Raw genomic sequence first — 19,322 nt, 5'->3', positions numbered from 1 at the left:
CGAATCGGCCGTTGCGCCGAGGTCGGCCGTCTCGCCCACGCTGGTTGCGATATCGGACACAACCCCGCCCGGCTCGACTTGCTCTGCCTCGGTCACCCGTAGTCCTCCTCGATGGTTACCGGTTCCGCCGGTTGGTCGGCGACCTCGCCGATCCAGCTCACGCGGAGCGGGCCGAGCGGGTCGGGCTGGTCGAACTCGATCGTTTTGCCGCGATAGAGCTCCAGGAGCGCCAGGAAGCGGGCGACGATCTGCACCGCCACCTCGCAGTCGGCGCAGATTTCCCCGAAGGTCGTCCAGCCGCCGACACCACGGCTTTTCAGCATCTCCAGCACCAGCGCGGCCTGTTCGGCGACCGAAATGGCGTGATTGTGCAGGTGATCCAGGCCCACCGTGGGGATCGGGCGCGGGGTGAACGCCGCCGCGGCGACCTCCGCGAATCCCGCGGCATCCACTCCCAGCGTAACGTCCGGCAGCAGTGCCAGGAAGCGCTCCTCGAGCGAAACCGCGCGCGGATACCGTTGCAGCGCAGCCGCCTCGAGCTCGCCGAGCAGCTCCGCCACCTGCTTGAACGCGCGATACTGCAGCAGCCGCGCGAAAAGCAGGTCGCGCGCCGAGAGCAATTCCAGATCGTCCTCGTCGGTGACCTCGCCGGACGGCAGCAATCGCGCGGCTTTCAGATCCAGCAGTGTCGCGGCGACAACCAGGAATTCGGTGGTCTGGTCGAGGATCTTGTCCGCGCGCAGGCCCGTCTCCTCGGACATGCTCGCGGTCAAAGCCTTGGTGTAGGCGATGAATTCATCGGTGACCTTGTGCAGCGCCACCTCGGTGACGTCCAGCCGCCGGGAGCTGATGAGCTGCAACAACAGGTCGAAGGGCCCCTGAAAGTTGCTCAGCTGCAGATGAAATCCGACCTTTTTGTCAGGTTCAGCGGCGGCAGGTTCAGCGGTGACAACGGGCAAGGGAGTATCCACGTCCGCCGGGGAGTGCGCGGTCGTTCGGTCGGGCGAATCGTTCAACGGCCCGACCGGTGAATGACTTCCCGCGCCATAGCCCGATACGCCTCCGCACCACCGGATTTCGGTGCCCAGGTAGTAATGGGCTCACCCGCGACACTGGCATCCGGAAAACGCACGGTCCGCGAAATCACCGTGTCGTACACCAGATCACCGAACACTTCGACCACACGCGTCATGACCTGACGCGAATGCAGCAGCCGGGCATCGAACATGGTGACCACGATGCCGTACAGGGTGAGCGCCGGATTCAATCGGTCCCGGACCTTCTCCACCGTGTCATTGAGCAACGCGAGCCCGCGTAGCGAAAAGTATTCGCACTCCATGGGAATGATCACACCGTCCGCGCAGGCGAGCGCGTTCACCGTGAGCAGGCCCAGCGACGGCTGGCAGTCGATGAGGATGTAGTCGTAGCGATTGCGCAGCGGCGCCAGGGCGCGGCCGAGCGTGTGCTCGCGGCCGACCTCGTTGACGAGCTGTATTTCCGCCGCCGACAGATCGATATTGCTGGGCAGCAGATCCATACCCTCGACCTTGGTGTTCATCAGCACCCGATCGACACTGACCTTGCCCGGCCCGACCAGCAGGTTGTGCACGGTCATATCGAGATCATGATGCGCCACACCGAGTCCCGCGGACAGCGCGCCCTGCGGATCGAGATCCACCAGCAGCACCTTGCGCCCGTGTTCGGCCAGTGCCGCACCGAGATTGATGGTGGAGGTGGTCTTGCCGACGCCGCCCTTCTGATTGCACATGGCGACGATCAGAGCGTCGCCAGTGTGATCGACCTGGGTCGGATCGGGGATATCGCGCAGCGGTCGCCCAGTGGGACCGAGTTCCGCGCCGGCGTCCACATCGGGCGCCTCCCACAGGGTTTGCGCGGCGGTCTCGATCCGCTGGCCCGCACCACCGGCTTTCGTCACGTCCGCTACTCCTTCGACGTTCCTGCCCTTGCTCCGCCCGACCCGAGATGCCGGTGGACGGCGCGCCCGGCCGCGTGTGCGGCCGGTTCACTGATAGACGCTACCGTCTGCCAGTACCAGACCCACGCTCGGACACGCACCCTAAACCTGCACTTCAGGCTGGCTAGCGGGCACGCGGATGGGCTGTTGCCCATACCTCGTGCAACGTGCCGACGGTCACCAGAGTGTAGATCTGCGTGGTGGTTACCGAGGCATGACCGAGTAACTCCTGCACCACACGTACATCCGCGCCACCGTCCAGCAGATGCGTGGCGAACGAATGTCGCAGCGTATGAGGGGAAACGTGCGCCGCGATTCCGGCCCGCTCGGCGGCGGTGTGCAGCACCTGCCAGGCCGACTGACGAGACAACCGGCCCCCGCGATGATTGAGGAACAGCGCACTGTTTCCCTTGCCGCGCACCGAAAGTGCGGGACGACCGCGCACTAGATAGGTGTCGACGGCGGCGAGCGCGGGACGGCCGATGGGCACCATGCGCTGCTTTCCGCCCTTGCCGTGCAACACCACAGCGCGCTCGGGGGTATCGATATCGTCGACATCCAGGCCGATGATCTCGGAGATGCGGGCGCCGGTGGAATAGAGCAATTCCAGCAGTGCGTGATCACGCAGCCCGCGCGGGCCGTCGGCGGCTTGGCCGCCCGCCGCCTCGAGTAGTCGTGAAATCTGGTCGTACGGGAGAGCTTTGGGTAATCGCCGGGCCGGGCTGGGCGGTTTCACCGGATGGGCGACATCGGCATCGGTAATGCCCTCGGCCGCGGAGAATTTGTGCAGGCCACGCACCGCGACCAAGGCCCGCGAGGCCGAACTGGCCGCCAGCGCGGGATGATCGGCGTCGCCGGCGCGCAGGGACACCATGAAATCGGAAATATCGGTCTCGGAAACCCGTGCCAGGGTGTCGATCCCCCGGCCGTCCAGGAAACCGCGATACCGGCTCAGATCACGCCGGTAGGCGCTCAGCGTATTCCGTGCCGACCCACGCTCCACCGTCAAATGATCCAGGTAGACGTCGATCTGACGGGTCAGCACGTGCACATCATGGCAGCAGTCACCGACAGGCAACCGCTACCGCGAATCCCGCGCGTCCGATTCACGCAGGCCCCTCGTCATCCCCGCATGTTTTCGGCCGGGATCTCGCAGCGGGGGTGGATCCCGGCCAAAAGCGCGCCGGGGTGGACGAGATCAGTCGCGGCCGGGGTGGACGAGATCAGTCGCGCTGGGCCGCTTTGCGTTCCAGGAAGGCGGTAGGCATGCCCGGCCAGGGCGCGTCTGCCGGGCGCAGCTCTGCGCCACTCGCGCGCGCGGCGATCAGCGCTGTCACACCTGCGACCGCTGTCGCATTGGTGATCTCGCCGGCGAGCGCGGCCCGCATCGCTTCGGCGAGCGGCACCCGCAGCACCTGCAGGTCGGCCTCTTCCAATTCCGGCTCGGGCTGCTCGGTTTCGTAGATTCCGGAGGCCAGGTAGATGCGCAGCGCCTCATCGGTGAAGCCCGGGGACAGTGCGATATCGACCAGCACCGACCATTCGCGGGCGGCGAGGCCGGTCTCCTCGGCCAGCTCACGCTTGGCGGCCTCGAGCGGGTCCTCCCCCAGTTTGTCCAGCAATCCGGCGGGCAGCTCGAGTAGTCGCCGCCCGATCGGATGCCGGTACTGGTTGATGAGCACCACATTGTCGTCCTCGTCCACCGCCGCGACGGCAACCGCGGCATGGTGTTCGATCACCTCGCGTTCGGCGACCTTGCCGCCGGGCATGACCACCTGATCCAGCCGCAAGGCCAGGATCGCACCCGAATACACGGTGCGACTCGAGACGGTGTCGAATTCATGCGTTCCGGGCGCCGATTCAGCCATGCGCCAACCATAGCTTTCCCGCCTCGCTCTCCCGCCTCCCCGGAACTTTAGCGCCCAGTGAAGAGCCGTCAGCCGTACCATTCGCGTGCCGGCGGTTAGGTGCTGGAACCATTGTGGGAGTACCCCGGGAGTTACCCCAACCGAACGAAATCAGTAGTCACCTTGTGAAACACGAGAAACCGGAACTCTCGCGGAGCGAGAGTTCCGGCGAGACAGCCTCGCGGGTTAGCTCACTTTCTCGCTTTCAGTAGCCTCGGCCGGGAGATCCACCGGAAGCTGTTCGGCCAGCTTGTATTTCAGGGCGGCCGAAACCAGCGCCGCGAACAGCGGATGCGGACGGGTCGGCCGCGACTTGAGCTCCGGATGCGCCTGGGTGGCGACGAAGAACGGATGCTTGTCCTGCGGCAACTCCACGAATTCGACCAGCTTGCCGTCCGGGGAGGTACCGCTGAACTTCAGACCACTCTTGGCGATCTTGTCGCGGTAGGTGTTGTTGACCTCGTAGCGATGCCGGTGCCGCTCGGACACCTCGGTCTCGCCGTAGGCCTGCGCCACCACCGAACCCGCGTCCAGGATCGCCGGATAGGCGCCCAGTCGCATGGTGCCGCCGAGATCGGCCTCACCGGCCACGGCCTGCTGCTGATCGGCCATGGTCGAGATGACCGGATACTTGACGTCCGGCTCGAATTCGGTCGAGTTGGCATCGGTGAGACCCACCGAACGCGCCGCCTCGATCACCATGCACTGCATGCCCAGGCACAGACCCAGCAGCGGAATGCCGTGAGTGCGTGCGTATTTGATCGCGCCGACCTTGCCCTCGATGCCGCGGATGCCGAAGCCGCCGGGCACCAGTACCGCGTGCACATCGTGCAGATGCGCCCGCGCACCGGCCTCGGTCTCACACTCGTCGGACTGCACCCAGCGGATATTGACCTTGGAATGCGAGGCGAAACCGCCCGCACGCAGCGCCTCGGTGACCGAGAGGTAGGCGTCCGGCAGATCGACGTACTTGCCGACCAGCGCGACGGTGACGTGCTCGCGCGGGTTGTGCACCCGATCCAGCAGGCCGCCCCACACCGTCCAGTCCACGTCGCGGAAAGGCAGGCCCAAACGGCGCACCACGTACGCGTCCAGGCCCTCGCGGTGCAGCACCTTCGGAATGTCGTAGATCGACGGCGCGTCGGGAGTCGAGATGCAGGCATCCACCTCCACGTCGCACATGAGCGCGATCTTGTTCTTGAGCGGCTGCGGCACCTCACGGTCGCAACGCAGAATCAGCGCATCGGGCTGGATACCGATATTGCGCAGCGCCGCCACCGAATGCTGGGTCGGCTTCGTCTTGAGCTCGCCCGAGGGACCCAGGTAGGGCACCAGCGAGACGTGCAGGAAGAAGCAATTGTCGCGACCCACGTCGTGCCGAATCTGCCGCGCCGCCTCGAGGAAAGGCTGCGACTCGATATCGCCGACGGTGCCACCGATTTCGGTGATGACCACATCCGGGACCTGCCCGTGCAGATCCGGCCCGGCCATGGCCTGGATGCGATTCTTGATCTCATCGGTGATGTGCGGGATGACCTGCACTGTGTCACCGAGGTACTCGCCGCGACGTTCCTTGGCGATCACCGTCGAATAGATCTGGCCGGTGGTGACATTCGCGATCCCCGAGAGATCGCGATCGAGGAACCGTTCGTAATGACCCACGTCGAGATCCGTCTCCGCGCCGTCCTCGGTCACGAACACCTCACCGTGCTGGAAAGGGTTCATGGTGCCGGGATCGACGTTCAGGTACGGATCCAACTTCTGCATCGTGACACGCAAACCGCGTGACGTGAGCAGCTGACCGAGGCTGGAGGCGGTCAGACCCTTGCCGAGTGAAGAGGCGACACCACCGCTGACGAAGATGTGTTTCGTGGCCGCGCGCGCCGGAATCCGTGATTGACCCACGGGACTTCACGTTAACACGGATTCGAGATGCCGATCGAATGCCACGCGAGTCCGGGCGCATCCGCCGAGCCGAAATTGCCCGTGATTGGCTCGATGGGTCAGTGCGGCATGGCGGCGACTGTGAGCGAGGTCGCCTTGTCGCCCGTGCCGTATCGCCCGGTACCACCGTTCAGCTGCTCAGTGAGGCCGAGCACGGTGGTGATGCGGCCGATCTCATGGTCCACATTGTCCACGGTGGTGATCGTTGCCAGCGGCGCTTCCGAACGCGCCACCGCGATCGGACCGGGCCCCGCGGCAGCCCCGTAGCGACCCGCCAGCACCACCCCGGCACTGTGCGTGCGCAATGCCGCGGCGAACCTGGCGATGATGGTGCCGCGATTGTTCTCGCCGGCCCGCGCGCCGTCACCGGCCACCACGACGGCCAGCTGCGCCGGCTGTACATCGGCGAAAGTCAGGAACCCGCCGCCACGCAACGTCTCCAGCGCCAAGCCGCGTTCCTGCTCGGTGCCGCGCGGCTGATTGGTGGCCGGATCGGTGAGCAGCACCTGACCCAGCAGATCACCGGCCAGGCTGCCCTGGTCGGCGGCATCGATCTTGAGCTGCGCGCCCGCCGGGACGACATTGGTCAGCGCGGTGCGCAGCCGATCGCTCTCCGAGGAATCGGTGAAGGCGCCGGTCAGCGCGACCCGCCCGGTGACCGCCGCGCCCGCCGTGGTGAGCGCCGCGGTGACGGCGTCGGCATCGGCGCTGTCGGAATCGGGAGTGGTGAACAGCAGCACGCTCTTGGTGGCGAGGCTGTTGGCGAGCACCCGGCCCGCCGCATCGGACAGGAAGGCGTCGGCGGCCTTCAATTGTTCGGTGAGCCTGCTGTTCTCAGCGGTCAGCGAGTCGACCTGCTGACGATTCCCCGTGCCCGGAAACAACCCGTCGCTGTGCGTACGGGTGCCGAGCACCACGCCGACCGCGAGGGCCAGGAAGATGGCGGCGATCGAAACGGCGTGGTGGCGAAAAGAAATCACTTGTCCCCTACCTGTGCTGATCGAGCTGAACCTGTATCCAGTGCGAGCCGCGATGCCAGGTTTCGGTCATCCAGGTCGCGGCTTCACCACCCATATTCGTAGCCAGCAGCACCACGATCATGGCCACCAGCGCAGCCATCACCACCATCGCGACCGCCCAGCCGGAACCGCGGTGCCGGTACAGCGCCGCAACGGCATTCGCGTCCATGAGCTTGGTGCCCATTTTCAAACGGGTCAGGAAGGTGGCCGGATTGGAATCGCGGCGGCCGCGGTCGAAGAAGTCGTCCAGCGAGGCGGCGGCGCCCACGGTGACGATCAGCGTCGCACCGTGATGATCAGCCAGCAGCAGCGCCAGATCGGCGGGCGCGCCCGAGGACGGGAAGGTGGTCGCGCCGATGCCCAGATCCTGGATGCGCTCCAAACCCTTTGCGTGCCCGTCGGTATCGGCCGGCAGGATCACCTCCGCACCACATTTGAGCGTGGTGGCGGTGATCTCCTCCGGATCGCCGACGATCAGGTCGGGGCGATATCCGTGGCGGGTCAGGGTATCCGCGCCGCGGCCCACACCGATGAGGATCGGCGCGTACTCCTTGATGAACGGCTTGATGCGCTTGAGGTCATCCACGTGCTCGGGACCGTCTGCGACAACCACGACATGCCGCTTCTTCATATCGATCGCGACTTCCGGCACCCCGATTCCGTCGATGAGCAACGAACTTTCGGTGCGGATGAACTCGATGGTGTTGCCCGCGAACGCTTCCAGATGATCGGCCAGCCCGTTACGGGCCTCGATCATGCGCTCGGCAATGCTCGATTCGGTGAGCTCGATGCCTTCGACGAGGGCGTCCGGATCCTTCTTCGTCAGCTTGTCGGCATAGATGACACTGCCGTCGATGCGGACCTTGGTGCCGTCCTTGATCTTCTTGAAAACATCGGAGCTGAGCGTGTCCAGCAGCAGAATTCCATTGGCCACCAGCACTTCCGGCCCCAGGTTCGGGTAGCGGCCGGAGATGGACGGCGAGGCGTTCACGACCGCGGCCACGCCGGCCTCGACGAGCCGGTCGGCGGTGAGCCGATCCAGGTCCATTTCGTCCAGGACGACCACATCACCCGGTCCCACGCGCTGCAGCAGACGCCTGGTGTTGCGGTCGACCCGGGCCATCCCGACGATTCCGGGGAGCGTTTCGGTGCTACGCGACAGCAGGGCCAGCATCTTCATAACGATCGATCTTTACCGCAAAGTCTCAACCATTGGTGGAGGCGCGCCGACCGTTCGGCATTCGTCACAGTGATGCGAGCGGCGGAATGTCCCAGACGGGACTGTCTTCTTACCCGGCGGTAACGATAAGCTCCGAGCCACGGTTCGAGAGGAGACCCACCGTTATGGCCAGCACCACCGTCGATACAGTCCTGTCCGCCCCGCGCGATGTCGTCTACAAGCTTTTCACCGACCGAGACGCCCTCAGCTCGTTTCTGCCGGTTCAGATTTCGCTCATCAAGCCGGGCGTAAGCAGCCAGTCCGGGGTCGGCGCCCAGTACAAGATCGGCCTCGCCGGTCTGGGTATCACCGAGGAGACCATGGAACTGGTCCCCGGTGAGCGCATGGTCTACCGCATCATCAAGGGCGCGCCCGTCAAGCGCCACGTCGGCACCATCACCTTCGCCGACGCACCCGGCGGCACCCGGGTGGTCTACACCATGGAGTCCGAGCCCAGCCTGCCCATTCCGGCCAAGGCCCTCGAGGTCGGGCTCAAGGGTCTGATCAACGCATTCCTCGCCGGCGCCCGCAAGGCCGTCAAGTAGGTCTCACCAACACCACCGCACCCCCGGATCCGGTCCGGGGGTGCGTTGTTTTGCCGGGGATCGATGGTTACTTCGGCTGGACCCACCAGGCGCCCGGACCGCCGACGCAGTCGTAATCATTCCACTCGTCGTTCTCCATGCCCCGATTACCGCGGCCGAGGCATTCGGCCTGCTGAACGAACGGCCCCAAGGGTTCCGGCTCCGCCGCCCGCACGATGCCGATCGACGGGGTGGCCGAGGCGCCGGCCGCGACACCGGTGACAAGCGCGCCCACGAAAATCGCGGCTGTCACAAGACGACCGATACGAATCATGTTCGTTCTCTTCCTGTTCGACGAGCCGGTGCGAATCACTGGGCCGGTGCGAGTTGCTGGACGATGGCGGCGACATCCAGCCAGACGTTCTCGCGGCTCATCTTGCCGTCGCGGAATTCGCACACGTGCAGGATGCGGAAATCCACCGGGCGATTGCCGCCCGGGATCCCCAGGAAGGTTCCGGGAACCCTTCCGTACCAATGGGATTCGTCGACCATGAAGTCGTCCCCGTAGTACCGCTTCAGCGTTTCGAATTTGTCCTCGTCGAGCGATTCGAACAGTGCGCGGTAGCGCTGCCCGATGGCCTCTCGCTCGTGCAGCACGCCGGCCGGATCGCCGACGATATCGTGTTCGATGTCGACAGCGAGCGTGTCCAGCAGCGTTTCGACATCCTTCCCCGCCTCCGCGGCGGCATGGCGATCGAAAATCGCTTCCATCTCATCCTGAGTCATCACGGGCCCCTCTCCCTAGTTTCGTGCGACTCTGCTATCTTCGTGATATGAGTGTCTCACGTCAAGAGAAATTTCTCACGAGTGGAAGACAGAATCAGAAAACCCGGACCCGGGAGGCGCTGCTGGAGGCCGCGATCGCCCTCGCGAAGGACGGCCGCTCCCCCTCGATCCCCGAGGTCGCCGAGGCAGCCCGGGTTTCTCCGGCCACCGCCTACCGCTACTTCCCCAATCCGCAATCGCTCTGGGCCGAACTGGCCACCCGCGAACAAACCCTGCGCGGCGATTTCCTCAAGGTTGTCGACAACCTCACCGGTGATGCCGAGCAGCGCATCGAAACCGTCATCCGCTCCACCGCCGCCATGCAATTCGCCGACGAGTTCCTCTGGCGCACCGTTTTGCGCGCCATTCTCGACCGCTGGTTCGAACAGGCGGAGCTCCCCGAATCCGACCGTGTGCCCACCCGCGGCACCACTCGCCTGCGTATGGCCCGTGCCGCGTTGGAGCCCCTGTCCGAGCGCCTGACACCCGCCCAGCTCGACCGGCTGATCGATGCGGCCGCGCTGGTTTTCGGAATCGAGCCGCTGGTCAGTACCCAGGACGTGCTGGGCCTCAGCCCGGAGGCCGCGACCGATCTCATGGTGTGGTCGGCCCGCGCTCTGGTCCGTGCCGCCCTCGCCGAAGCCGAAGCCCCCCAAGCGGATTGATCCGGACCGGGGCGGGTCAGCTGGCGGCGGTCACCTTTTCGGCGTCCGCCGTGGTCAGCAGCTCCCAGGCGTGTGCACGGCCGGTTTCGGTGTCGTCGAGACCGGCCAGCATGCGGGCCAATTCGACTACCCGCTCGTCACGGGTGAGAGACCGGACGCCGGAATTGACCCCCTTGCCGTCATCCACCTTGTCGACCACCAGGTGGGTGTCGGCGAAGGCGGCCACCTGCGGCAGGTGGGTGACCACGATGACCTGATGGGTGCGCGCCAATCTGGCCAGGCGGCGGCCGATTTCGACGGCCGCGCGGCCACCGACACCGGCGTCCACCTCATCGAAAACCATGGTGGTGCCGTGTTCGGAGCTGGCCAGCACCACTTCCAGGGCCAGCATGATGCGGGAGAGCTCACCGCCGGAAGCGCTCTTGCTCAAGGGAAGTGGCTGCGCACCGGAATGCGCGGCGAGCCGGAACTCGGCCTCGTCCACACCGGTGGAACCGGCGTGCAATTCCTTGCCGTCGATGCTGAGCGGAGCGGAATCCTGCAGTCCCGCAGGCACCGGCTGCACTATGACCTCGAGCCGCGCCCGGCCCATGGCCAGACCGCCGAGCTCGGTGCTGACGGCGGTGGCCAGCTTGCCCGCCGCCTTGGCACGGGCGGCGGTGAGTTTGCGGGCGGCCTCGCGAACCTTCACCGCCGCGGTTTCGACCTCCGCGGCCAGCGCGGCCAGCGCCTCCTCGGAAACATCGAGAGAGGCCAGACGCAGGCGGGATTCATCGGCCCACTTGATGACGCCGTCGATATCCGGCGCGTACTTCCTCGTCAGTGTCTTCAGTTCAGCCTGACGCGTGAGCATGGAATCGAGTGCGCCCGGATCCGAAGGCAGGTCCGACAGGTAGGAGCTGAGTTCGGTGGTCAGGTCCACCACCACCGAAATGGCCTCGCCCAGACGGGGAGCCAGACCTACCAGGGCCGGATCATCGGCGGCTTCCATACGCGCGCGGGCCGTGCCGAGCAGATCCAGCGCACCCGAACCTTCGCCGGGCGTGTCGGAGGGACCGGCGAGCGCATCGTGCGCCGCCGAGGCCGCCTCGCGCAGCGAATCCAGGTCCGACAGCCGGTGTACCTCGGCGACAAGACGCTCGTCCTCACCGGGTTCCGGTGCGACGGCATCGATTTCGTTCAATGACTGGGTGAGGTGATCGGCCTCGAGGGCCAATTCCCGGCTGCGGGCGGTGCGCTCGACCAGCTGATTGCGCGCGTCCAGCCAGACGCGGCGGACCTTCTGGTACTTCTTCAGCAGTCCGGCAACCGAATCCGAGGCGAACTGATCCAGTGCGTGCAGCTGCTGATCCGGTCGCTGCAGGCGCAGCTGATCGTTCTGACCGTGCACCGTCAGCAGCGGTGTCGTGAAATCCGAGAGCACCGAGGCGGGAACGCCGCGGCCACCCAGATGCGCGCGGGAACGACCGTCGCTGCCCACCGTGCGGACTGCGATAATGCTGCCGTCGTCGTCACGTTCGGCGCCGGAGGATTCGAGCACCTCCTCGACCTCGGCAATGGCACCCTCGTGCACATCGTCGACGGTGAAGCGGCCTTCGACCACCGCGCGGGAGGCGCCCAGACGCACCCGCCCCGGATCGGCGCGAGCCCCGCTGAGCAGGTGCAGGCTCGTCACCACCATCGTCTTGCCCGCACCGGTCTCACCGGTCAATACGGTCAAACCCTCATGGAATTGCGCGGTGGCGGTGGAAATTACGCCCAGCCCGTCAATCCTGATCTCTGTCAGCACTCGTGCTCTCCGTTCGGCGGTTATCAATCTCGCCTGCACTCGGGCGCTCCGTGGTTACGCGGGGAAGCGCGGGGTGACGGAGCGACGCCTCCGCGCCTGACCGCGCAGACGGGCGGCCTCGCCAGCCTGTCACGGGCAACTGGAACTTGCGCACCATCCGGTCTGCGAACGGTGCGGAATCCAACCGCACGTATCGCACCGGCTCGGCCCCGCGGACCGCCTCGACCCGGCCGCCCTGCGGCAGTGCGAGGGTGCGTCGACCATCGAGGAAAACTATGGCATCGTGGCCGGTGGCAACGGTTTCCACCGCGATTCGCGACGCCGGGCTGGTGACCAGCGGACGCGCGAACAGGGCATGGGCATTGCTCGGGATCACCAGCAGCGCTTCGAGTTCCGGCCACACCACCGGACCGCCGGCGGAGAAAGCATATGCCGTCGAACCGGTCGGCGTGGCGATCAGCACTCCGTCGCAGCCGAAGGCCGACACCGGACGACCGTCCACCTCCAGCACCAATTCGAGAACGCCCATGCGCGCGGCGTTTTCGATACTGGCCTCGTTCAGTGCCCAGCCGCGCTCGACGATCACATCGTCCACCCGCACACTGACATCGATGGTCATGCGCTGCTCGAGCGTGTAATCGCGCCGGACCACCTGTGACAGCGCCTCATCCAAATGCTCGGCCTCGGCCTCGGTGAGAAAACCGATGCGGCCCAGATTGATTCCCAGCACCGGCACCGACGCGTCACGCGCCAATTCGGCGGCGCGCAGGAAAGTGCCGTCACCACCGAGCGCGAGCACCATCTCACAACCGACACCCGCCTCCGGGCCGTGCGGCATGACCCGCACGGGATAGCCGACGGCCTCGCTCGGTGTGTCGAGATCGAAACGGGTGCTGTACGCCTCGTCCTCGAGGACCCGCAGGCCGATGCCCGCCTCGTCGAAGATCTTGGCCACCCGATGCGCGGTTTCGGTGATCTCGGACCGTCCCGGATGCGCGACCAGCAGGATTTCCCGTCCGGTGCTCCGCGAATTCACTGTGGTCCCTCCTCCACCGCCCGCTCGATCAATGCCGCTACCCGAGCCTGCTCCTCCGCACTGTAAACGGACGATGCAGAGCTCGCAGCGGACACCGTATCGCTCGGGTCCGACACTCCATCCTTACGCAACCACAGGAAGTACTCGACATTCCCGGACGGACCCGGCAGTGGGCTCGCCACCACACCGCAGGTCCGCAAACCCAGCTTCGCTGCGGCAGCGGCAACCTCACGCACCGTCTCGGCCCGCAGCTCCGGATCCCGCACCACGCCACCGGATCCGAGGCGATCCTTACCGACCTCGAACTGCGGTTTCACCATGGGCAGCAGATCCGCGCCCGGCGCGCAGCACGCGGCCAGCGCGGGCAGCACCAGGGCCAGGGAGATGAACGACAGGTCGGCGACCACCAATTCGACTGTGCCGCCGATGAGTTCGGGGGTCAGCGCGCGCACATTGGTGCGATCGTGCACCAGCACGCGGTCATCGTTCTGCAGGCGCCAGATCAGCTGCCCGTAGCCGACATCCGCGGCCACCACTTCCTTCGCACCCTTGGACAGCAGCACATCGGTGAAGCCGCCGGTGGACGCGCCCGCGTCCAGGCAGCGTTTGTTCTCGACCGACACACCGTGCGCTTCGAACGCCGTCAGCGCGCCCAGCAGCTTGTGCGCGCCGCGCGAGGCCCACTGCACTTCGTTCGGCTCGTCCCGCACCAGAAGCGGCGCGCCGGTTTCCACGCCGGTGGCGGGTTTGGTGGCAACAGTTCCATTGATGAGGACACGGCCCGCATCGATCAGCTCGACCGCGTGTTCTCGCGACCGCGCCAACCCGCGGCGAACCAGTTCGGCGTCCACCCGTGCGCGTCTGGCCACCCTAGATCTTGTCCACCGTTGCCAGGGCCTGCACCAGCACCTCGTGCGCCTGCTCGAGAATGCGAGCGCGGCGCACCATATCTGTGCCGTCCGAGGCCGAATCCCGCGCGCCCGCCGACAATTCGGTCAGCAGTGCATCAACATCCGCGCGGACGCGCGCCGGATCGGCAAACTCCTGGTTCGCACCCGGCACATGCTGCCCCGGCAGCGGCATCCCCGGACGGGGTCCCGGGGCGGGAAACGGCGGGTGGGGCGTGGGCGCACTCATGGTGCCGACAACGCTACCCGAACTTGCATTCGAACAGTATCCAGGCCACGAAGGTTCAACGCGTGTGTCCGATCGACACCGGCGCGGGCCGTCGCACGGTTCGAAAATCCGCTGTACAGCGCTGGCAGAATCGGGCAAATGGATCGCAACTTCGAAGACCTGGTGGACGAGGCCGACACCGTCTCGGTGGCCGGCTGGGACTTCTCCTGGTTGGAGGGGCGAGCCGTCGAACAGCGGCCGTCGTGGGGGTATCAGCGGCAGCAGGCACAGCGACTGGCGGGCGCCCGGGCAGCGCTGGATATTCAGACCGGCGGCGGTGAGGTACTGGCCGAGGCCGGGCACTTCCCGCCGACCATGGTCGCTACCGAGTCCTGGCCGCCGAATCTGGCCAAGGCCACCCGGCTGCTGCACCCGCGCGGCGCGGTGGTGGTCGCCGATCCGGACGAACCGCCACTCCCCTTCGCGGACGCGGCCTTCGACCTGGTCACCAGCCGCCATCCGGCAACCATCTGGTGGACCGAGATCGCACGCGTCCTGCAACCGGGCGGGACCTACTTCGCCCAGCATGTAGGACCGGCCAGCGTCTTCGAGCTCGTCGAATATTTCCTCGGGCCGCAGCCCGAGGCTCGCAAGGGCCGCGACCCCTCGACCGAGTCCGCCGCCGCCCGCACCGCAGGCCTGGAAATCGTCCAATGCCATACCGAACGACTCCCCATGCGCTTCAACGACATCGGTGCGGTCGTCTACTTCCTTCGTAAAGTCATCTGGATGGTCCCCGGCTTCACCGTCGCGGAATATCGCGACCGCCTGCACGATCTCCATCGGCAAATCACTACCGAGGGACCGTTCGCCGCTCACTCGTCGCGGACGCTCTTCGAGGCGCGGAAGCCCGAGTAGGACTTCACAATCCGAGGGTGAAGTGATGTGCGGTGATGGCCAGGTGGTGACGCATGTACAGGCGGTGCGCCGGGGCTCGGTCCAGGGCTACCCCGGAATCCAGTTGTACCGCTTCGCATTCGGAGTTGACGGCCTCATTCCGGATCCAATGCATGAGGGTGTCACCGTGCCCACGGCCGCGGGCCTGCGGCAGGGTGCTGAGATCGTCGACGTATAGATGGCGGCCCCAGGCTGTCGAATACGCGACCCGGAAACCGATGACCGCGACCGCGGTATCGGAAGCACCGTCGAAGACGCCGACCAATCGATAACCGGCCGGGCGGAGACGGGTATCGATCAGATCGACAATGGCGTCAGCGGTTTCCCATCGGGGGCGCAATGCCAGCATGGCGGAGGCGGCCAGCTTTGTCTGACCTACCGGGATTTCGCGTACTTCGGTCATTACATCGACGGTAGTGAATTCCCGGTTATGACTACAGAGCCACTTACCGGAAAGTCCGGCAGACCAATTTCGCTGGAATGCCGGACCTCGGCAATCAATCCCGAGAGGCGGGCGGGGCTGCGACGGCGATTGCGCGGCCGGGATGCTTTTGCAGAAATGCACCGATCACATCGGCGATATCGCCGTCGGCGGGAGTGATGGGGGCGGTATCGGCGACCGGATAATTCAGGGCGTCAAGGGATTCCGCAATATAGGTGGGAAGGCGACCGGGGGGCTGGGTGCGGAGATCCGCCAGGGTGCTGACGCCGGTGAGGACCAGGAAGGATTCGAGGCCGACACAGTGGGCGCCGTCGATATCGGTGTCGAGGCGGTCACCGACCACCAGGGCATCACGGGTGCCGACGCGGGCGATGGCGTCCTCGAGCAGGGGCGCGTAGGGCTTGCCCGCCACAATGGGCTCGAGGTCGGAGGCGGTGCGCAGGGCAGCGACCATGGAACCGTTGCCGGGGGCCAGACCGCGCTCGTTCGGGAGGGTCGCATCGGTATTCGCGGCCACCCAGAGCGCGCCGGCACGCAATGCGTACGCGGCTTCGGCGAGGTCCGGCCAGGCCGTCTCCGGAGAATGGCCCTGCACCACGGCTGCGGGAGCCACACCGTTGAAACGTCGAATCGGCTGCAGGCCAACCGCGGTCACCTCGGCGGCCAGATCATCGGTGCCGACCACGAGTACCGCCGCACCCGGCTCGAGCCGGGCCGCGAGCAGATGGGCGGCGGCCTGAGCGCTGGTGACAACATCGTCTTCGCCTGCGGTGAAACCGATTTCGCGCAAATGCACCACCACGGCGGCGGCGGAGCGACTGGCATTATTGGTGACATACGCCAGGCGCTGCTCGGGTGCGCCCGAAAGCGCTTCCGGCGCACCGGGTATCACCTCGTGCCCGCGATACAGGGTGCCGTCCAGATCCAGCAGCAGTGCGCCGAACCGATCCCGTAGCCGCATTACGACGCCCCTCTCACACTTCTTCGCCCGAAACCGGTCGGCTGGCCGCCCCATTCAGGGACGGCCAGCCTACTAGGTCGATGCCACGGCCATCACTTCGCGTGCGGCCGATTACTTCTTGCTGTCGCCGTCCTCGGCCTTGTCTCCGGCCTCGGTGTCGGCAGTACTCGCTTCGCCGGATTCGGCGACCGGCTCAGCGCTGTCGGACTTTTCGGCCTCGTCTGCGGTGGCGGACTCGTCGGTTGAGGCGTCGGCGTCCGACACTTCGTCCGAGTCGTCATCCTCGTCGTCGAAGTCGTCTTCTTCCACGAAGTCGTCCTCGTCGTCTTCAGCGTCCGCGTCTTCGTCGTCCTCGGTGCCGTCGTTCACGGCGGCAGTCCAGTCCGACTCATCGTCTTCGTCGGATTCGGTGCCGTCGGCTACTGCACCGGTCCACTCCGACTTGCCGGATCCACCCTCGGCCAGGTCCGCGGCGCGGTCCTCGGCGTCGGTCTCACCCTCGGTATCAGCGGACGCGGCGTTCATGAACCAGGTCAGCGATTCCGCTGCCCGACCGGCGGCCAGCAGGGCCTCGGCGTAGGCGTAGAACAGGCGCGCGGACGCCGACCCCGTCTTGGCCGGATCCAATTCCGCGGTCTGCAGGCTGACCACGGCCTGGTCGTACTGGCCGAGATCCATGCGGGCGCCGGCGACCACAATGCGCAGTTCGGTGGCCTCGTCGCCCTTCAGCAGACGGGCTTCATCGCTGCGGCCCAGTTCGATGGCGCGCTCGGGACGGCCGAGGCCGCGCTCGCAATCCGCCATGACCGCGAGCAGTCCGGCGCCGCCGGACATGCGCCGCGCGGTACGCAGCTCGGACAGCGCCTCCGCCCATTCGCCGGCGTGGTAGGCCGCGACACCATTGGTCTCGCGGACCACCGCAATACGACCGGCACGCTGACGGGCCGCACGCGCATGCTCGAGAGCGAGCTCCGGATCCTCATCCAGCAGTTGCGCCACCATGATCAGGTGGCGGGCCACCGAATCGGCATTGGTCTTGTCCAGGCTCAGCAGATCGCGGCGAACCGCAGGCTCGAGATCTGCGGCCTGCACCTCCTCCGGCAACTCCGGCTCGTCCGGGCGACCCGTACGACGTTCGCCGCCACGGGAATCGCCGCCGAAGCGCGCACCCTCGCCGCCACGACGACGGTCGGAGTCGTCACGACCGGCGAAGGACGAACGCTCCGGACGATCCGACCTTTCGGCACGATCACGGTCGGAACGCTCCGGGCGATCCGTGCGAGCGGGACGCTCGCTGCGGTCGCGTTCGGGACGCGCCGCATCATCACGGGCGGGACGCTCGGAACGGTCACGAGCGGGACGGTCGGCGCGGTCACGGTCCGGGCGGTCGGCACGGTCGCGATTGAAACCGCCACCCGAGCTCGGCCGGTCGCCACCACCGAAACCACTGCCGCCGAAGCTCTTTCGCTCACCGCGATCGCCTTCACGACGGTCGCCACCACGGTTGAACCCACCGCGCTCACCGCTACTGCTGTCGCGGTTGAACCCACCACGGCTGTCACCGCCGCGGCTATCGCTACCGCGACTGTCGCTGCTGCGGTTGTCGCTGCTGCGGTTGAACCCACCACCACTATTGCTACCGCGGTTGAACCCACCACGGCTGTCGCCACCGCGGCTATCGCCACCACGATTGAAGCCGCCACGATCGCCTTCACCACGGTTGAATCCACCGCGGTCACCTTCACGACGGTCGCCACCACGATTGAAACCGCCACGATCGCCACCACGGCTATCGCCTCGGCTGTCACTGCCACGGCTATCGCCGCCACGGTTGAAACCGCCACCGCGGCTATCGCTACCGCGACTGTCGCTGCTGCGATTGAAACCGCCACCGGTCGAGCCACCACGGTTGAATCCACCGCGCTCACTGTCACGGCCTTCACTGCGGTTGAATCCACCACGCTCGCCACCACGGCTGTCGCCACGGTTATCGCTGCTGCGGTTGAACCCACCACCACTATTGCTATCGCGGTTGAACCCACCACGGCTGTCACTGCCACGGCTATCGCCACCACGGTTGAAACCGCCACGGTCATTGTCACGGCCTTCGCCGGACCGGTTGAATCCGCCACGGCTATCGCCACGATTGTCTCCGCCGCGGCTGTCGCTGCTGCGATTGAAACCGCCACCGGTCGACCCGCCGCGGTTGAATCCACCGCGGTCACCGCTACTGCTGTCACGGTTGAAACCGCCACGGCTGTCGCCACCTCGGCTGTCACTGCCACGGTTGTCGCTGCTGCGGCTATCGCTGCCACGGTTGAAACCGCCGCGACTGCCGGTATTGCTGTCTCGACTCTCACCACGACCGAAGCCGCTGCGGCCGCCGTCGCGACCCTGGTTCTCACGATTGGAGCCGCCACGGCCGAAGCCGGCGCTGCCGCTGTCACGGGTTCCCGCGTTATCGCGGCCGCCCTCTCGGTTGAAGCTGCCGCCTCGGCTGCCTTCACTCCGATTGGAGCCACCACGGTCGCTGTCACCGCGACTCGTATTGCCACGACCGGCGTCGCGCCCGCCGTCACGATTGAAACCACCGCCGCCGCTGCTGCTTCGATTGAAGCCCGACTTGCCCTGGTCACGCCGATCGCCCGAACTACTGTCGCGCGCCGGCCGGCTGCTGCCGCCCTCACCGGATCCGCCGCTACGGCGGAAAGGTTTACGGTCGTCGCTCTGCTCCGCCACGGTGATCCCTCTCTATAGTTTGCCTGCGGTACCCGGCCCGCGGCGCTGGCGCGCGTGAGCGTTGGCGGCACAGCCCGCCACCACAAATTCAATCACGCGCCGCTGAGCGTCCAGGCGGCACCGGGTCTAAAACGACGAAAGGGGACCCAACATGTGGGTCCCCTTTCGTGAAGGATGTTCCGGCGGTGTCCTACTCTCCCACAC

18 protein-coding genes and 1 pseudogene are annotated in these 19,322 nt (G+C 66.3%); 3 read left to right on the top strand and 16 right to left on the bottom strand.

Translation table 11 applies throughout. The annotated features are described in order from the left end of the window. Nucleotides 1-92 precede the first annotated feature (92 nt). The 7 genes from JWN03_RS42880 to steA form a co-directional block, all read right to left on the bottom strand. On the bottom strand, nucleotides 93-1,016 hold the full coding sequence (locus JWN03_RS42880) for a segregation and condensation protein A (protein WP_441343168.1): 924 nt from the start codon (nucleotides 1,014-1,016) through the stop codon (nucleotides 93-95). After that, a complete protein-coding gene (locus JWN03_RS42875) occupies nucleotides 1,013-1,906 on the bottom strand; it encodes a ParA family protein (protein ID WP_297628395.1) in 894 nt (297 codons plus the stop codon). The genes JWN03_RS42880 and JWN03_RS42875 overlap by 4 nt, the downstream gene beginning before the upstream one ends. 193 nt (nucleotides 1,907-2,099) lie before the next feature. Then, nucleotides 2,100-3,020, bottom strand: coding sequence for a site-specific tyrosine recombinase XerD (gene xerD, locus JWN03_RS42870; protein WP_297628258.1), 921 nt, complete (start codon nucleotides 3,018-3,020; stop codon nucleotides 2,100-2,102). 178 nt (nucleotides 3,021-3,198) lie between these two features. Next, nucleotides 3,199-3,843 (bottom strand): NUDIX domain-containing protein, encoded by a 645-nt coding sequence (locus tag JWN03_RS42865; RefSeq protein WP_297628256.1) that lies wholly within the window; start codon nucleotides 3,841-3,843, stop codon nucleotides 3,199-3,201. A gap of 225 nt (nucleotides 3,844-4,068) precedes the next feature. Continuing rightward, nucleotides 4,069-5,787, bottom strand: a complete 1,719-nt coding sequence (locus JWN03_RS42860) for a CTP synthase (RefSeq protein WP_297628254.1) — start codon at nucleotides 5,785-5,787, stop codon at nucleotides 4,069-4,071. Between the two features lie 98 nt (nucleotides 5,788-5,885). Further along, nucleotides 5,886-6,806: a copper transporter gene (locus JWN03_RS42855; protein ID WP_297628253.1), complete on the bottom strand. Its 921-nt coding sequence runs from the start codon at nucleotides 6,804-6,806 to the stop codon at nucleotides 5,886-5,888. A 7-nt stretch (nucleotides 6,807-6,813) separates the two neighbouring features. Then, nucleotides 6,814-8,025 (bottom strand): putative cytokinetic ring protein SteA, encoded by a 1,212-nt coding sequence (gene steA / locus JWN03_RS42850; protein ID WP_297628251.1) that lies wholly within the window; start codon nucleotides 8,023-8,025, stop codon nucleotides 6,814-6,816. A 164-nt stretch (nucleotides 8,026-8,189) separates the two neighbouring features. Between steA and JWN03_RS42845 the strand changes: the two genes are divergently transcribed. Next, on the top strand, nucleotides 8,190-8,609 hold the full coding sequence (locus JWN03_RS42845) for an SRPBCC family protein (RefSeq protein WP_297628249.1): 420 nt from the start codon (nucleotides 8,190-8,192) through the stop codon (nucleotides 8,607-8,609). A gap of 67 nt (nucleotides 8,610-8,676) precedes the next feature. On the opposite strand, the gene JWN03_RS42840 is transcribed toward JWN03_RS42845, so the two are convergent. Together JWN03_RS42840 and JWN03_RS42835 are read right to left on the bottom strand one after the other, a co-directional pair. Next, nucleotides 8,677-8,901, bottom strand: a complete 225-nt coding sequence (locus JWN03_RS42840) for a hypothetical protein (RefSeq protein ID WP_297628247.1) — start codon at nucleotides 8,899-8,901, stop codon at nucleotides 8,677-8,679. 56 nt (nucleotides 8,902-8,957) lie between these two features. Next, nucleotides 8,958-9,374, bottom strand: a complete 417-nt coding sequence (locus JWN03_RS42835) for a nuclear transport factor 2 family protein (RefSeq protein ID WP_297628245.1) — start codon at nucleotides 9,372-9,374, stop codon at nucleotides 8,958-8,960. A 47-nt stretch (nucleotides 9,375-9,421) separates the two neighbouring features. Here JWN03_RS42835 and JWN03_RS42830 point away from each other — a divergent pair, with 47 nt between their 5' ends. Continuing rightward, complete coding sequence (locus JWN03_RS42830; RefSeq protein WP_297628243.1) at nucleotides 9,422-10,078, top strand: TetR/AcrR family transcriptional regulator; 657 nt, start codon at nucleotides 9,422-9,424, stop codon at nucleotides 10,076-10,078. A gap of 16 nt (nucleotides 10,079-10,094) precedes the next feature. Here the strand turns inward: JWN03_RS42830 and recN are convergent, their stop codons facing one another. The 4 genes from recN to JWN03_RS42810 are packed head-to-tail and all read right to left on the bottom strand — an operon-like array spanning nucleotide 10,095 to nucleotide 14,040. Then, complete coding sequence (gene recN / locus JWN03_RS42825; RefSeq protein WP_297628241.1) at nucleotides 10,095-11,867, bottom strand: DNA repair protein RecN; 1,773 nt, start codon at nucleotides 11,865-11,867, stop codon at nucleotides 10,095-10,097. Continuing rightward, nucleotides 11,845-12,936, bottom strand: coding sequence for an NAD kinase (locus JWN03_RS42820; protein ID WP_441343169.1), 1,092 nt, complete (start codon nucleotides 12,934-12,936; stop codon nucleotides 11,845-11,847). Before JWN03_RS42820 ends, recN begins: the two co-directional genes overlap by 23 nt. Continuing rightward, entirely contained in the window at nucleotides 12,900-13,772 is an 873-nt protein-coding gene (locus JWN03_RS42815; RefSeq protein WP_297628236.1) for a TlyA family RNA methyltransferase, read from the bottom strand. Before JWN03_RS42815 ends, JWN03_RS42820 begins: the two co-directional genes overlap by 37 nt. 1 nt (nucleotide 13,773) lies before the next feature. Next, a complete protein-coding gene (locus JWN03_RS42810) occupies nucleotides 13,774-14,040 on the bottom strand; it encodes a hypothetical protein (protein WP_366914565.1) in 267 nt (88 codons plus the stop codon). Between the two features lie 138 nt (nucleotides 14,041-14,178). On the opposite strand from JWN03_RS42810, the gene JWN03_RS42805 reads away from it, so the two are divergent. Continuing rightward, on the top strand, nucleotides 14,179-14,937 hold the full coding sequence (locus JWN03_RS42805) for a class I SAM-dependent methyltransferase (RefSeq protein WP_297628234.1): 759 nt from the start codon (nucleotides 14,179-14,181) through the stop codon (nucleotides 14,935-14,937). Between the two features lie 4 nt (nucleotides 14,938-14,941). On the opposite strand, the gene JWN03_RS42800 is transcribed toward JWN03_RS42805, so the two are convergent. The 3 genes and pseudogenes from JWN03_RS42800 to JWN03_RS42790 form a co-directional block, all read right to left on the bottom strand. Next, nucleotides 14,942-15,379: a GNAT family N-acetyltransferase gene (locus tag JWN03_RS42800; protein ID WP_297628232.1), complete on the bottom strand. Its 438-nt coding sequence runs from the start codon at nucleotides 15,377-15,379 to the stop codon at nucleotides 14,942-14,944. Between the two features lie 94 nt (nucleotides 15,380-15,473). Next, nucleotides 15,474-16,379: an HAD-IIA family hydrolase gene (locus JWN03_RS42795; RefSeq protein WP_297628231.1), complete on the bottom strand. Its 906-nt coding sequence runs from the start codon at nucleotides 16,377-16,379 to the stop codon at nucleotides 15,474-15,476. A 462-nt stretch (nucleotides 16,380-16,841) separates the two neighbouring features. Further along, nucleotides 16,842-17,693 (bottom strand): annotated as a pseudogene (locus JWN03_RS42790) (hypothetical protein); the annotation flags it as partial. Between the last annotated feature and the right edge of the window lie 1,629 nt (nucleotides 17,694-19,322).

The sequence above is a fragment of the Nocardia sp. genome (assembly GCF_025465275.1).
Lineage (GTDB): Bacteria > Actinomycetota > Actinomycetes > Mycobacteriales > Mycobacteriaceae > Nocardia.
Note: the sequence above shows the minus strand (reverse complement) of the source record. Positions and strands in the feature narration are given on the sequence as shown.

What these genes read in the sequence shown, in the direction of transcription:
- JWN03_RS42795 (WP_297628231.1), bottom strand. Translation starts at nt 16,379, where the DNA reads ATGCGGCTACGGGATCGGTTCGGCGCACTGCTGCTGGATCTGGACGGC.
- JWN03_RS42800 (WP_297628232.1), bottom strand. Translation starts at nt 15,379, where the DNA reads ATGACCGAAGTACGCGAAATCCCGGTAGGTCAGACAAAGCTGGCCGCC.
- JWN03_RS42845 (WP_297628249.1), top strand. Translation starts at nt 8,190, where the DNA reads ATGGCCAGCACCACCGTCGATACAGTCCTGTCCGCCCCGCGCGATGTC.
- JWN03_RS42835 (WP_297628245.1), bottom strand. Translation starts at nt 9,374, where the DNA reads ATGACTCAGGATGAGATGGAAGCGATTTTCGATCGCCATGCCGCCGCG.
- steA (WP_297628251.1), bottom strand. Translation starts at nt 8,025, where the DNA reads ATGAAGATGCTGGCCCTGCTGTCGCGTAGCACCGAAACGCTCCCCGGA.
- JWN03_RS42810 (WP_366914565.1), bottom strand. Translation starts at nt 14,040, where the DNA reads ATGAGTGCGCCCACGCCCCACCCGCCGTTTCCCGCCCCGGGACCCCGT.
- JWN03_RS42830 (WP_297628243.1), top strand. Translation starts at nt 9,422, where the DNA reads ATGAGTGTCTCACGTCAAGAGAAATTTCTCACGAGTGGAAGACAGAAT.
- JWN03_RS42805 (WP_297628234.1), top strand. Translation starts at nt 14,179, where the DNA reads ATGGATCGCAACTTCGAAGACCTGGTGGACGAGGCCGACACCGTCTCG.
- JWN03_RS42865 (WP_297628256.1), bottom strand. Translation starts at nt 3,843, where the DNA reads ATGGCTGAATCGGCGCCCGGAACGCATGAATTCGACACCGTCTCGAGT.